This is a genomic window from Acholeplasma granularum ATCC 19168 (genome assembly GCF_000526235.1).
Lineage (GTDB): Bacteria > Bacillota_I > Bacilli_A > Acholeplasmatales > Acholeplasmataceae > Acholeplasma > Acholeplasma granularum.
This window is the reverse complement of record NZ_JAFR01000006.1, coordinates 51,608-64,919: the sequence shown is the minus strand read 5'-3', so window position 1 is coordinate 64,919 and position 13,312 is coordinate 51,608. Positions and strand designations below refer to the sequence as shown.

14 protein-coding genes are annotated in these 13,312 nt (G+C 31.4%); 1 reads left to right on the top strand and 13 read right to left on the bottom strand.

The window, feature by feature from the left end; all coding sequences use genetic code 11:
- Nucleotides 1-193: 193 nt before the first annotated feature.
- The 6 genes from G324_RS07550 to G324_RS0100735 all read right to left on the bottom strand — a co-directional run bounded on the left by G324_RS07550 (nucleotide 194) and on the right by G324_RS0100735 (nucleotide 6,342).
- The gene (locus G324_RS07550) at nucleotides 194-895 is read right to left on the bottom strand and encodes a helix-turn-helix domain-containing protein (protein ID WP_025724488.1); all 702 of its coding nucleotides are present in this window, start codon (nucleotides 893-895) and stop codon (nucleotides 194-196) included.
- Nucleotides 892-1,914 (bottom strand): sugar kinase, encoded by a 1,023-nt coding sequence (locus tag G324_RS0100755; RefSeq protein ID WP_162146770.1) that lies wholly within the window; start codon nucleotides 1,912-1,914, stop codon nucleotides 892-894. Before G324_RS0100755 ends, G324_RS07550 begins: the two co-directional genes overlap by 4 nt.
- A 156-nt stretch (nucleotides 1,915-2,070) precedes the next feature.
- Nucleotides 2,071-2,685, bottom strand: a complete 615-nt coding sequence (locus G324_RS0100750) for a ribonuclease HII (protein WP_025724486.1) — start codon at nucleotides 2,683-2,685, stop codon at nucleotides 2,071-2,073.
- A complete protein-coding gene (ylqF, locus tag G324_RS0100745) occupies nucleotides 2,660-3,520 on the bottom strand; it encodes a ribosome biogenesis GTPase YlqF (protein ID WP_162146769.1) in 861 nt (286 codons plus the stop codon). The genes G324_RS0100750 and ylqF overlap by 26 nt, the downstream gene beginning before the upstream one ends.
- Before the next feature lies 1 nt (nucleotide 3,521).
- Nucleotides 3,522-5,576, bottom strand: coding sequence for a DNA translocase FtsK (locus G324_RS07005; protein ID WP_025724484.1), 2,055 nt, complete (start codon nucleotides 5,574-5,576; stop codon nucleotides 3,522-3,524).
- Entirely contained in the window at nucleotides 5,566-6,342 is a 777-nt protein-coding gene (locus tag G324_RS0100735; protein ID WP_025724483.1) for a hypothetical protein, read from the bottom strand. The genes G324_RS07005 and G324_RS0100735 overlap by 11 nt, the downstream gene beginning before the upstream one ends.
- Before the next feature lie 121 nt (nucleotides 6,343-6,463).
- Here G324_RS0100735 and G324_RS0100730 point away from each other — a divergent pair, with 121 nt between their 5' ends.
- On the top strand, nucleotides 6,464-7,276 hold the full coding sequence (locus tag G324_RS0100730; protein ID WP_025724482.1) for an HAD family hydrolase: 813 nt from the start codon (nucleotides 6,464-6,466) through the stop codon (nucleotides 7,274-7,276).
- A gap of 106 nt (nucleotides 7,277-7,382) precedes the next feature.
- On the opposite strand, the gene kduD is transcribed toward G324_RS0100730, so the two are convergent.
- From kduD to G324_RS0100695, 7 genes are read right to left on the bottom strand one after another with little or no spacing between them, the layout of a single operon-like run.
- Nucleotides 7,383-8,156, bottom strand: a complete 774-nt coding sequence (gene kduD / locus G324_RS0100725; RefSeq protein WP_025724481.1) for a 2-dehydro-3-deoxy-D-gluconate 5-dehydrogenase KduD — start codon at nucleotides 8,154-8,156, stop codon at nucleotides 7,383-7,385.
- Between the two features lie 17 nt (nucleotides 8,157-8,173).
- On the bottom strand, nucleotides 8,174-9,010 hold the full coding sequence (kduI, locus tag G324_RS0100720; protein ID WP_025724480.1) for a 5-dehydro-4-deoxy-D-glucuronate isomerase: 837 nt from the start codon (nucleotides 9,008-9,010) through the stop codon (nucleotides 8,174-8,176).
- Between the two features lie 4 nt (nucleotides 9,011-9,014).
- Nucleotides 9,015-9,842: a sugar phosphate isomerase/epimerase family protein gene (locus tag G324_RS0100715; protein ID WP_162146768.1), complete on the bottom strand. Its 828-nt coding sequence runs from the start codon at nucleotides 9,840-9,842 to the stop codon at nucleotides 9,015-9,017.
- On the bottom strand, nucleotides 9,829-10,530 hold the full coding sequence (locus tag G324_RS07545) for a helix-turn-helix domain-containing protein (protein WP_025724478.1): 702 nt from the start codon (nucleotides 10,528-10,530) through the stop codon (nucleotides 9,829-9,831). Before G324_RS07545 ends, G324_RS0100715 begins: the two co-directional genes overlap by 14 nt.
- A complete protein-coding gene (locus tag G324_RS0100705) occupies nucleotides 10,527-11,549 on the bottom strand; it encodes a sugar kinase (RefSeq protein WP_035357054.1) in 1,023 nt (340 codons plus the stop codon). The genes G324_RS07545 and G324_RS0100705 overlap by 4 nt, the downstream gene beginning before the upstream one ends.
- Before the next feature lie 34 nt (nucleotides 11,550-11,583).
- Nucleotides 11,584-12,579, bottom strand: coding sequence for a sugar kinase (locus G324_RS0100700; RefSeq protein WP_025724476.1), 996 nt, complete (start codon nucleotides 12,577-12,579; stop codon nucleotides 11,584-11,586).
- 1 nt (nucleotide 12,580) lies between these two features.
- Nucleotides 12,581-13,222, bottom strand: a complete 642-nt coding sequence (locus tag G324_RS0100695; protein ID WP_025724475.1) for a bifunctional 2-keto-4-hydroxyglutarate aldolase/2-keto-3-deoxy-6-phosphogluconate aldolase — start codon at nucleotides 13,220-13,222, stop codon at nucleotides 12,581-12,583.
- Between the last annotated feature and the right edge of the window lie 90 nt (nucleotides 13,223-13,312).

Genomic DNA, 13,312 nt, shown 5'->3' with positions numbered 1-13,312 from the left:
CAACTTAAAACTTCAAAATCGTGCTAAATAAAAAACGTTTTATCATTTCTATTCATTTTATCTGTTGTATCGTTCATTATACCGCACTTCATTACCTTATGATAAGCGCTCGTCTTAAATCTATAAAAATAAAAAAAGATAATTGAATTACTTAATAAAGTATTTATCAATTATCTTTTGTTTGTTATTATATTTAAATTGATTCTATATAACCTAATCTTTTTGATGCAACCACACCAATAGACATAAGTTCTTCAATTTCTTCAGTAGGATCTTTATATTCTTGATACAAGTCAGAAGCAGAAATTACTCCAATCACACGGTTTTCAAAGTTTCTAATTGGAACCGCGATTGTTTGTATTTGGCCTGAATTACCATTATCACTTATAATATATCCTTTACGGTATATTTCAAGTTCTAATTCGGATAATTCAGAGACATCTCTATTAAATATACTGAATGCCTGGCTAATTGGATGTTTATCTTTAGCACTAAGGACTGTACCAATTTCTTCTGATGTAGCTATTAAACTGTTAGTCGGTTGATATTTAAAAATGTATACAACCTCATTGTCGCTACTTTTGTTGATAAATGTTGTTTTTCCATATTTGTTAGAATATATTTTCAACTCTCTTTCAACGGATTCGATTAGTTTAGAGTTTTTCTTATAACTTGATCCCATAATATATAATCTAGAACCAATAATATAATTTCTTAAACGGTGATCTTTATAATATACAACATCATATTGATAAAGTGTTTTCAAAAAATCATAAGCAGTCGACTTGGGAATGTTTAGTTTTCTATAAATTTGACCTAAGGTTAAACCTTCTTCATGCTTTGAAATTAAATCCAGAATTTCTAGTAATCTGACAACAGATCTGTTTTCTTTCATCGTTGAACTCTTCCTGATTGATCTCCACCTGAAAGATTATCTACTTCAGATTCACTTACTTGGTTAAAATCACCTGGAATTGTATGCTTTAGTGCACTTGCAGCCGCGGCAAATTCAACTGCTTCTTTTGGTGTACGAGTAAGAAGTCCATGAATTAATCCACCACTAAAGGAATCCCCTCCACCTACACGGTCAATAATCGGATTAATCTCATATTTTTTTGAATGATAAAAATCATTACCATCATATAGTAAAATACTCCAACCGTTATGTGTTGCAGAATGTGATTCACGTAAAGATGTTCCAACCATTTTAAAGTTAAATGTTTCTGCCATTTCTTTAAAGATATCTTTATAGGCATCAATATTTAATTTACCACCTGTTACATCTGTGTTTTTAGGTTTAAAACCTAATGTTAAATCCGCATCTTCTTCATTACCAATGCAGACATCAACATATTCCATCAACGGGCGCATTACACTTCTAGCCTCATCTGGTGTCCATAATTTTTTACGGTAATTTAAATCTACAGATACCATCACGTTGTTCTTTTTAGCTGCAATTAATGCTTGTTTAGTCAATTCGGCAGCCTCTTTACTTAAAGCTGGAGTAATTCCTGAAAAATGAAACCAGTCTGCATCTTTAAAAATTTCATCAAAGTTAAACTCATTTGCTTTTGCTAGTGCGATTGCACTATTTGCACGATCATAAATAACTTTAGATGGTCTCATAGATGCACCAGTTTCTAAATAATATATCCCTACTCGTTCTCCACCTCGTACAATATAGTCTGTATGTACTCCGTAACGTCTTAATGCATTAATTGCACTTTGTCCGATTTCATGAGTTGGTAATTTAGTAACAAAGTGTGCCTTGTGTCCATAATTTGCTAAAGATACTGCAACGTTTGCTTCTCCACCACCATAAACAACATCAAAAGATTCAGCTTGTACGAATCTTGATTGTCCGGGTGTTGACAAACGCAGCATTATTTCACCTAACGTAATAACTTTTGCCATTTATTTACTCCTTTTCCTTATCCTTTTTGTCTATTATAACGTATCATTTTGTTTTATACGTATAATTGTCTTATAATTGTTTATTATACCGTTTGTTTTATTATATCACTAGTTGATTAATAAATAAAATAAAATCAAAGTAGAGTATTAATAAAATTAATTATTAGGACTCATATATTTTTGAATCGGCTTAAATGTTTTTCTATGTATTTTACAAGGACCAAATTTTTCTAAAGCTTCTAAGTGTAGTTTTGTCCCGTAGCCCTGATGCTTAATAAACCCATAATTTGGATAAACCTCATCATAATGGGCCATAATTTCATCACGTTTTGTTTTAGCTAATATGCTTGCGGATGCAATTGTAAAGGATAGCCTGTCACCATATTTAATAGCTATATGTTTATGATTATCTAACCTCATATAGTCAGTTAATGATATATCAGGTGTTATTTTCAGGTTATTTATAGCTTCTTCCATCGCTATTCTAGATGCTTCTAAGATATTGATTGAATCTATAGTCTCATGAGATACAATTCCATAACCAATTGATAATGCGTGAGTTTCAATAATTTTTTTAAGTTCTTCTCGCTTGTTTTTTGATATTTTTTTGGAATCATTTATTTCATTATGATAAAAATCTGTAGGCAAAATAACTGCACAAGCAACTACAGGTCCTGCAAGTGGACCACGCCCTGCTTCATCAACACCACTTATAAAAGTATATCCTTCACTCCATAATTTTTTTTCATATACTAGATTGTCTGTTATCAAAACTTAATGCTCCTAAATTTTTATTACGTATATCCGTTAGTAAGATTGAATATACTCTCTCATAATCTGTATCTCCACCTCTAATAATTGCCCCTCTTACTTTGCCAATGTGATCGAGTATTTCTAATGGACTTAAACTTGAAACATTTTCTATTGCATATCTTTCTTGTAGTCTTTTTGGATAAAATTCTTTTAAATACTCAAGGGCATATATAACCACCTGATTCATTGGTAATGTATCATCTTTAATTGCCCCTGTAATAGCGAGTGCAAAACCTACATTTTCATCTTCAAATTTTGGCCATAATACACCAGGTGTATCTAAAAGTTCAAAATTCGGATTAACTTTAATCCATTGTTGAGCTTTGGTAACACCAGGTCTATTGCCTACAGTCGTTGCTTTTTTTGACACCAGCTTATTTATCAAGGTTGACTTGCCTACATTTGGAATCCCTAAAATCATGCCTCTTACGCGATTAAATTGCATACCCTTAGACTGTTTTCTCAATATTTTTTCTTCTAGTACCTCTTTACTACGACTATATATTTTATTGATGTTAAAGCCATTTTGACTATTTATTAAGAGTGTATAAAAACCTAGTGATTCATAGTATTGTACCCATTTATCTACAGTTTTTCTATCAGCTAAATCAATTTTGTTAAATAGTAAAAGTGTTGGCTTATCACCAACAATTTTAAGTATTTCTGGATTCATGCTACTAAATGGTAATCTAGCATCTATAAGTAGATAGACAATATCCATCAAACTTATTTTTTCTCTAATCTCCCTAAGGGACTTAAACATATGTCCTGGGAACCATTGAACTTGTTTCATTTTATAATCCTGCTTTATCTAGTATTTCACGTAATTCTGGCATTGTAACCAACACTTCACGTGCTTTTGTTGCTTGTTGGCTAGATACGATTCCATATTGCTCAAGTAATGTGACGATCTTTTGAGCACGGTTAAAACCAATATTAAATTCTTTTTGTATTGAATTTATTGAACAATTGTTTTCTAATACAACATATTCTGCCACTGTTGCAAAAATTTCATCATCAATGGTTTCTTTAGCTTGTACGATATATTTTAAATCTTCATGTTTGAGTACATAATTTGGTTTTGTTTGCTTTCTAATAAAGTCAATTACAGTATCAATTTCTTTATCAGAAATAAAAGCACCTTGTAGACGTATTGGACGATCTGCTTCCTTTAGTAACATATCACCACGTCCCAATAGCTGTTCAGCACCAGCATTATCCAAAATCGTAATAGAGTCTGTAAAACTTGACACTCTAAATGCAATACGTGTTGGAATATTTGATTTGATTGTACCTCTAATAACATCTACAGTTGGTCTTTGAGTTGCCACTAATAAATGGATTCCAGCAGCTCTAGCTTTTTGAGTTATTCTTTGGATAGCATCCTCAACATCATGTGCAGCAACCATCATTAAATCTGCTAATTCGTCAATCACTATAACAATTAAAGGCATTTTTTCTTCATCTATAAAGCCTTTACTTATATTATCGTTATAACTTTTTATATCTCTTGAACGTGTAGATGCAAATTTTTTGTATCTATTTTCCATTTCATCTACGACCCAACTGAGTGCAGTTGCAGCCATTTTAGGGTCAGTTATAACAGGCGTGATTAAATGTGGTAGATCATTATAAGGTGTTAACTCTACCATTTTTGGATCTATTAATATAAGTTTTAAATCTTCCGGCTTATTTTTTAACAGTAAAGAAATTAATATTGAATTCACACAAACAGATTTTCCACTACCTGTACCACCTGCAATCAGTCCATGTGGCATTTTTGCAATATCAACATAAATATTTGTACCGTCAATATCTTCTCCTAATGCTACTTTAAGTGGATGATTATGATCTTCTAAAAAGTCAGCATGATCGACTACATTTCCAAAAGATACAATATCAGCAATTTTGTTTGGTACTTCAATACCTACAAAAGGTTTTCCGGGAATTGGTGCTTCAATTCTTAAGGATTTAGCTGCTAAATTCATCATCAAGTTGTCTTGAAGTGCGCTAATTCTTTTTACAGGAACACCTGGTTCTAAAGAGATTTCATGTCTGGTAACGGTAGGTCCTTTTTTAGAATTAGCAACCTCACCTTCTACTGAATGATCTCTTAAGGTTCTATTGATAATTTCTACTTGTTCTAATAACCATTGTGGCTTATCATCAACATTACGCTCTAACTTACCCAATATTGACAGTGGTGGTAAATCATAAGTTTTTTCTAAACTATTGGAATAAATAGGTACTTCTTTTCTTTCAACTTTAAACTGATTATTAGGTTTAATATCATCAGCTTCATAGTTTTGGTTGAAGTTTGTTTTTACTTGAATATCTTTTTTTGAACGTTCATGTGTTTCGATTAAAATCTCACTTTTTTCAATTGGTTCGATTTCGATATTTTTACCACGCATCCAAGGAGGTAACTGGCTGTTCTCATCTTTTTCAATTTGAATGACAGGTTTAATGACATCTTCTTCAACTTCATGAACTTCTTTTTCATCAATTTTATCTTTGTTATGATATGAATCAATTCCAAATATTCGTTTTCTTGTTTCCTTATTAATGATTGATTCTTTAAATTCGTAATATTTTCCACCATTTTTTTGAGTTTCATCATCTGTCATTTTAGGATTAGTTCTAAATGCATCATATTTTTTTACCTTATCGCCGATAACATTAACTACAAATGGTACATGAACCTCATCTTTTACATCACTTCCAAAAAGAGGGGATACAAATCTTTCTTTTACATACTTATAAGTGGAACGAATACCATCAATTTTAGGTATTTGAGGGATTTTAAACGTTTGCTCATAAACATCTATTTTTTTCTTTTTACGTTTCACTTGGTGCATCCTCCTTTAAGGTCTTTTCAATATCATTATATAAATCATCAATTCCACTATCAATTGTTGATTCTTGATTAAATACTTTTTTAGAATATATTTTATATGTTTCTTCTCCGGTCAGAGATATAATTACTAATCCAAGTTTTATCATGACAGCATTGGTTACATTATCAAGTACCAATCTTCTAAACCAGTAGATAGGATTTACAACATTTAATGCCATCATCGATTGTTTAAATATTTCATTTAATTTAAGTTTATTTGTTGTACGAACTAGTAGGTTTTTATCTAGTTTTACTTTAGCATCATTTAATGTAATTAATCTGCGCAGAGTAATTCCTTTAAACATTTTTAATATTGGTTTTTCTAACAATTCATCAAATCTATCAGAAACATATTTTAACAATACAAGTGATTCATCAAGAGATAATTCTAAATATGGATATTTACTTCGTGGATAAAACTTAGTTGCAATATCAGAACTGAGTTCCAAAGCGGTATTTAGTAAGTGTTGTCCATATCCTATACGATTTCTTAACTCTTTATTTTTAAATGTTTTATGTGCATCTTCTATTAGCCACTGAATCTCTTTTTCATCAATATCTTCTTCTTGTACTTTAGTACGTCTCATTCCCTTGTTTAAAGATGCAATCACTGCAACGATATACCACATAGAAAGCAATATAACTCCAAAGACAACACCTGTAAAAAATGCGATTAGCCAACCAATATTTAATTGAATAAAACCTAAGTCCCATATCATGTCTTGAAATTACCTACCTTTACATAAATTATACTATATTTAAGCCATAATTAGGCATATAAACTTGTAAGAATACATTTAATATGCGATAATTAAAGAAATATATGAAAGGGATGGTTATATGGAAAAACACTTGATTGCTATCGATTTAGATGGCACGTTATTAAATGATGATTCTAAAGTACCTCAAAAAAATAAGGAGGTTATTAAAAAGTTAGTAGAAAAAGGGCATATGGTCGTTCTTGCTACCGGTAGACCATTTCATGCAACCATTGATATATATAATGAACTTGATTTGAAAACCCCTGTAATAACCGATAACGGTGGAAACATTAGAGAACCTAAAAATCCTCAATTCCAAATTGTAACAGATGGAATCCAAGTAGAAATAGCACATAGTCTTTTTAACTTTACAAAGCCTCACTTAGAGTCCGCTTTTTATTCATATGGCGATCATATTTATGCTTATAAATATTTAGACCGTTTACATAATATCTTTATGGGAAGTCAAAATGCTAAAATTATTCATGCAGATTTTAATGATTTATGGCATACGCCTACAGGCATGATATATTTAGTATCCACACCTTTTATGAGTGAATTCGAACATTTTATTACCGAAAAGTTAAAAGGTGAATTAGGCTTTAGATTATGGGGTCATGATTCTAAACATGCTGTTTATGAAATCTATAAATTTAATTCATCAAAATTATCTGCAATAAACTGGGTTGCTGATCACTTTGGAATTGATCAAAAAAACATGATTGCATTTGGTGATGGATTAAATGATATTGAAATGATTAAAGGTGTCAATTTAGGAATTGCAATGCCTAATGGTACAACCGAACTTAAACAAGTCGCTGATAAAATATTAGAACATGATAACAATGATGCTGGTGTTGGTAAGTTCTTAGAAAACTATTTTAGTTTATAATTTTTAAGTTTTTTGTTAAAGTTTAATTTTTATATAAATAAAAATGGAGGCAATACCACATCTATTTGGTGCGGTGCCTCCATTTTTTTATAATTCTATTTAAAAATTATCTAGCTAACCAGCCACCATCAACAGCTAATGTAAATCCGTTAATGTATGAACCTGCTTCACTTGCTAAGAATACTGCTGGACCAGCAACATCGTCTGGAGTTCCCCAACGACCTGCAGGAATTCTTTCTAGAATTTGACCAGCACGTGTTTCATCTTCACGTAATGCTTGTGTGTTATTTGTTGCCATATATCCTGGAGCGATTGCATTAACATTGATATTATGTTTAGCTAATTCGTTAGCGAATGCCATTGTTATACCTTTTACAGCTGATTTAGATGCTGTATAAGATGGTACGCGGATTCCGCCTTGGAATGATAACATACTTGCGATATTAATGATTTTACCACCTTCACCTTGTTTGATGAATTGGTTAGCAGCTGCTTGAGATAAGAAGAATACTGTATCTAAGTTAATTGCCATAACACGGTCCCAGTAATCTTGTGAGAAGTTTACTAAGTCTTCACGTAAAATAATACCTGCGTTATTTACAACAATATCTAATTTACCGTATGTTTCAACAACTAATTTTACAAGTTCTTTAAGATCTTCTGGAGTTGCTTTAATTAAATCTCTTTGAACAGGTGTGAATTCACCGCCTAAAGCTTTAACTTTATTTACTGTGTCTTCTTGAGTAGCCATGTAGTCTACACCAACAACTTTAGCTCCAGCTTGTACATAAGCAAGTGTGATACCTTGTCCAAGACCTGTGGATGTTCCAGTTATTAATGCAACTTTTCCATTTAATGAAAATTTATCAATATATGCCATATTTTATTCTCCTTATATTATTTTAAATCTGTAGTTTTGATGAAGTCCATATCATCATATGTTTGGTTTTCACCTGTCATACCCCAAATAAAGGTATAGTTTGATGTTGCAAAACCAGCATGTATACTCCATGATGGAGATATTACTGCTTGTTCGTTTCTTAAAACGATATGTCTTGTTTCTTGTGGTTGACCCATTAAGTGAAACACGATGTCATCATCAGATAAATTAAAGTAGAAATATACTTCCATTCTTCTGTCATGTGTATGTGCTGGCATTGTATTCCAAGCATTACCTGGTTCAAGTTCAGTTAATCCCATTTGTAATGCACAAGTTTCTAATACAGCAGGATTTAAATATTGGTAGATTGTTCTACTATTTAAATTTTTATTGTCTCCAACTTTTCTTGGATTCGCATTTTTAAATGGAATATGAACGATTGGAAGTACTTTATGTGCAGGTGCTGAATTAATATAAAATTTAGCAGGTTTAGATTTATCATTTGAACCAAAGACAACTTCTTTTATTCCTTTTGAAATATATAAACCATCTTTGTGTACCATATCATATTTCTTACCATCAACTAAAATATAGCCGTCTCCGCCAACGTTAATAATACCCATTTCACGGCGCTCTAAGAAGTACTCAGTACCTAATTCTTTAGTTAAACCTAATTTCACTTCTTTATTTACTGGGAAAGCTCCTCCAGCAATAATTCTGTCATGATGTGAATATGTTAATGTTAAATCATCTTGAACGAATATTTTTTCAATTAAATATCTTTCTCTTAATTTTTGAGTGTCATATTTTTTTGAATCTTCCGGATGATTATTATATCTTACATCTATTTTCATATTATCATTCTCCTTCTTTTTTTATTATATCATTTATGAACGCTAAACTCGAGGTTAGGTCCTCTTTATTTACACCTTCGAAGACCAAATAGGGTGAATTATGGCATTCTTCCAACAATTCAAATGTTTTTTTATAATTCATAATTCCTTTACCAAGACCTACTTGTTTAAGTTTATTATCTTCTACAATGTAGTCTTTTAAATGGATAACTTTAATATGATCCTTTAATAGTTTTAATGAATCCTTTAAGATTTCAACATGTGATAAGTGGTTATCAATATTTAAAAAGTTATATACATCTATAATCACATCTAAATTCGGATGATTTAATTCAGTTACTAGTTGATGTAGTCTTTGTGGACTATAAATTGTGTGAGCAAAAGCTCCTTCTATTAATACATTAACATTATATTCTTCAGCAACTTCTAATAGTTTTTTTGTAACTACTTTAACTTTATTAAAAGATTCGTCACTATGATTTTCAGGAACATAACCCCACGGACTTCCCATGAGTGAACCTGTTTCAGTTGCAACATACTTAACATTGAGTTTATTAGCGGCATGTATATTGTTAATGAAATTATCAATACCCTTATGAATTTCACTACTATCAGGATGAATCATATTAAAATATGCACCAAGTAACATAATAGAATCATTAAAGGAACTTTTAACTTCATATAAGTTTACATCTAATACATTTTTACCAAGTGCTTTTGGAAAAACTAACTGTACACCATCAAACCCAAATGATTTTACAGCGTTTGCTAAATCGTGTGCGCTTAATTTACCAATATCATGGGCGCGCACACCAATTTTATATGTCCCCACCTAAATATCCTAATCTTTTTGAAATAGATCTACAGATGTTTAATAGGGTTTGAATCACTTCTGGTTTTTCTGGAATATCTTGCCATAAATCTGAAACACTAATCATACCAACAACTCTGTTTTCAAAGTTTTTTACAGGTATACAAATTTGTGAAATATGACCTTGTTGACTATTACTTAATACAAATTTTTGATCATATTCTTGTTTTTCTTCTTCATTTAATTCACTACGTTTTGAAGTAAATATTCTAAATGCACGTCCAATAGGTGAAATTTCATAATCGTGTGAAACAAAACCGATTTCCTCATTAATAAATATTAATGAATTTGTTGGTTGATATTTAAAGATATGAACATAATGATCATCTGTTTCTTTTGTAATAAATACTGTTTTTCCATATTCATTAGCAAAGTTTCTTAAATCATAAACAGATGCCTCAATTAAACTAGAGTTTTTAGTATAAACAGAGCCAATAGCAAACATCTTAGATCCAATCACATAATTTTTTAATCTTGGATCTTTATAGTATATTGCATCCGCTTTATAAAGCGTTTGTAAAAAATCATATGCTGTTGCTTTAGGCATATCTAGTTCACGATATATTTGACCGAGGGTTAAACCTTCAGGATGTGCAGCGATTAATTCTAAGATTGATAAGATTCTGTTAACACTTCTGTTTTCTTTCATCGCTGAACTCTTCCAGATGCGTCCCCTTTTAATAATGTCATAACTTCTTGTTCAGAAACTTGGTTGAAATCTCCTGGAATTGTATGTTTTAGCGCACTTGCCGCTGCAGCAAATTCACATGCTTCTTGATTTCCTCTTGTTAATAATCCATGGATTAAACCACCTGAGAATGAATCTCCACCACCAACACGGTCAACAATTGGGTTAATTTCATAACGTTTTGATTCGAAGAAATCATTACCATCATATAGTAATATTCTCCAACCATTATGGTTTGCAGAGTATGATTCTCTTAATGAAGTTGCAATCATTTTAAAACCAAACGCTTCTTTCATTTCTTTAAATATTGTATGGTATCCTTTAATATCTAGTTTTCCTGAATGTACATCAACACCTTTAGGTTTAAATCCTAAAACTAATTCTGCATCTTCTTCATTACCAATACATACGTCAACATACTGCATTAAAGGTCTCATGATGCTTTGTGCTTTTTCTGGAGTCCATAATTTTTTACGATAGTTTAGGTCAACAGAGGTTGTAACGCCAAATTTTTTAGCTTGTTGTAGAGCAACTTTTGTTAGTTCTGCTGCATCATCTGATAAAGCTGGTGTAATTCCTGAAAAGTGGAACCATTTTGCATCTTTAAAAATTCCTTCCCAATCAAATTCACTATATTTTGCAGTAGCAATACTTGAATTTGCACGGTCATAAATTACTTTTGATGGACGCATTGAAGCACCAGTTTCTAAATAATAAATACCTACTCTTTCACCACCACGAACAACATATGATGTATCCACACCATAACGTCTAAGTGCATTAATTGCGCTTTGACCAATTTCATGATCTGGAAGTTTAGTTACAAAATATGCATCATGTCCATAATTCGCAACAGACACAGCAACGTTTGCTTCACCACCACCATAAACTACATCAAAACTTTCTGATTGTACAAATCTAGAAACTCCTGGTGTAGACAGTCTTAACATAATTTCTCCAAGTGTTACAATTTTAGCCATAAAAATTACTCCTTAAAATTCATATTTTTTTTAATTATCTAACGACTTCTTTACTTTGATTCTTCATAAAATTTAATACATCTAACTCACTTAGTTTAAATGCATCTCCCCATAGGGTATGTTTTAATACAGACGTTGATAATCCAAAATCAAGTACAAATTCTAAATTGTCATGTTCTGTTTTTATTAAACTGTGAATTATTCCTGCAGCAAATGCATCACCACCACCAATACGATCATATATTTGAAATCTTATTGGTTTAGTTTGAAGTACTAAATCTTTTTTTACTACATAAGCTTTTAATTCATTTTCGTTTGCTTGGTAAACATTTCTTTCATATCCAAATACATAGGTTGCATTTGTTTTTTCAAGTAGTTGCTTTAATGCATAACTACCCTCATATGTTTCATCAATCCCAAATAAATTATGGGCATCAAAAGGTGTTGCAAAAAATAAATCTATATATGGAGCAACTTCCATATATGCTTTTTTTGCAATCTCAATTGGCCATAATGATTTCCTATAATTACTATCAAAGGATATAAATACTCCATTTTGTTTTGCTTTTTTAATAACTGCTAAAACAGTTTTTCTAACATCTTCTGATAATGAAAGTGTAATTCCGCTAAAGTGAAACCATCCTGCATCTTTAATTAATGCATCAATATTTATATCTTCCACTTTTAAAGTTGTCATCGCAGAAGATTTACGGTTATATAAAACTTTAGAAGGTCTAATACCAAAGCCTGTTTCTAAAAAATATATACCAATGTTATCACCCTTCATTTGAACAAAATTTGTATCTACTTTATTTGCATTTAAGAATTTAATAGCAGCTTCTCCTAGTTGATTTTTAGGAAGTTTAGATACAAAACTTGTATAATGTCCAAATTGAGCAAGTGAAATTGCAACATTTGCTTCTGTTCCACCATATGTTGCCATAAAATCATGAGCATCCTCAATGATTCCATAATTAGGTGGCGTAAGCCTTAGCATAATCTCACCAAAGGTTACTATTTTTTTATTCATATTACTTTCTAGCTTCTTTAACAGCATTAACAAATGCAATAGCATTTTGTTTTACGCCTTCATAATCTCCATTTTTAGCTGGTGCAGTTAATTCACCACCAACACCTACAGCTACAACACCATTGTTAACCCATTCTTTAACGTTACTTAAAGAAACCCCGCCTGTCGGCATGATTTGAATATCTGGAAGTGGTCCACGAATAGCTTTTACATAAGATGGTCCAAATGCTGATCCTGGGAATAGTTTTACTATTTGTGCACCTGCTCTTTGAGCATTTAACATTTCGGTAATTGTTAAACATCCAGGCATATATGGTACACCATATAAGTTACATACTTCAGCAGTAGCTTGATCAAATCCAGGTGATACAATATATGTAGCACCAGCAAGTATTGCTAATCTTGCTGTTACAGCATCAAGTACAGTACCCGCACCTAAGATTAACTCCTCAGGTTTAAAAGTTTTAGATAGTTCTTCTAATACACTTACAGCGCCAGGCACAGTAAATGTTAACTCAATTGCTGGTATACCGCCAGCTAGTACTGCTTTAGAAACTTTAATAGCTTCATCAGCTGTGTTTGCACGTATTACTGCAACCACGCCAACTTCCTTAATTCTTTGTAAAACATTTTGATTACTCATAAACGATTATCTCCTTTATCATACACTGTTTATCATTTTGTACATACAATTAGATTATAACTTAAAATTAAGTAATAATCTAATTTTTTT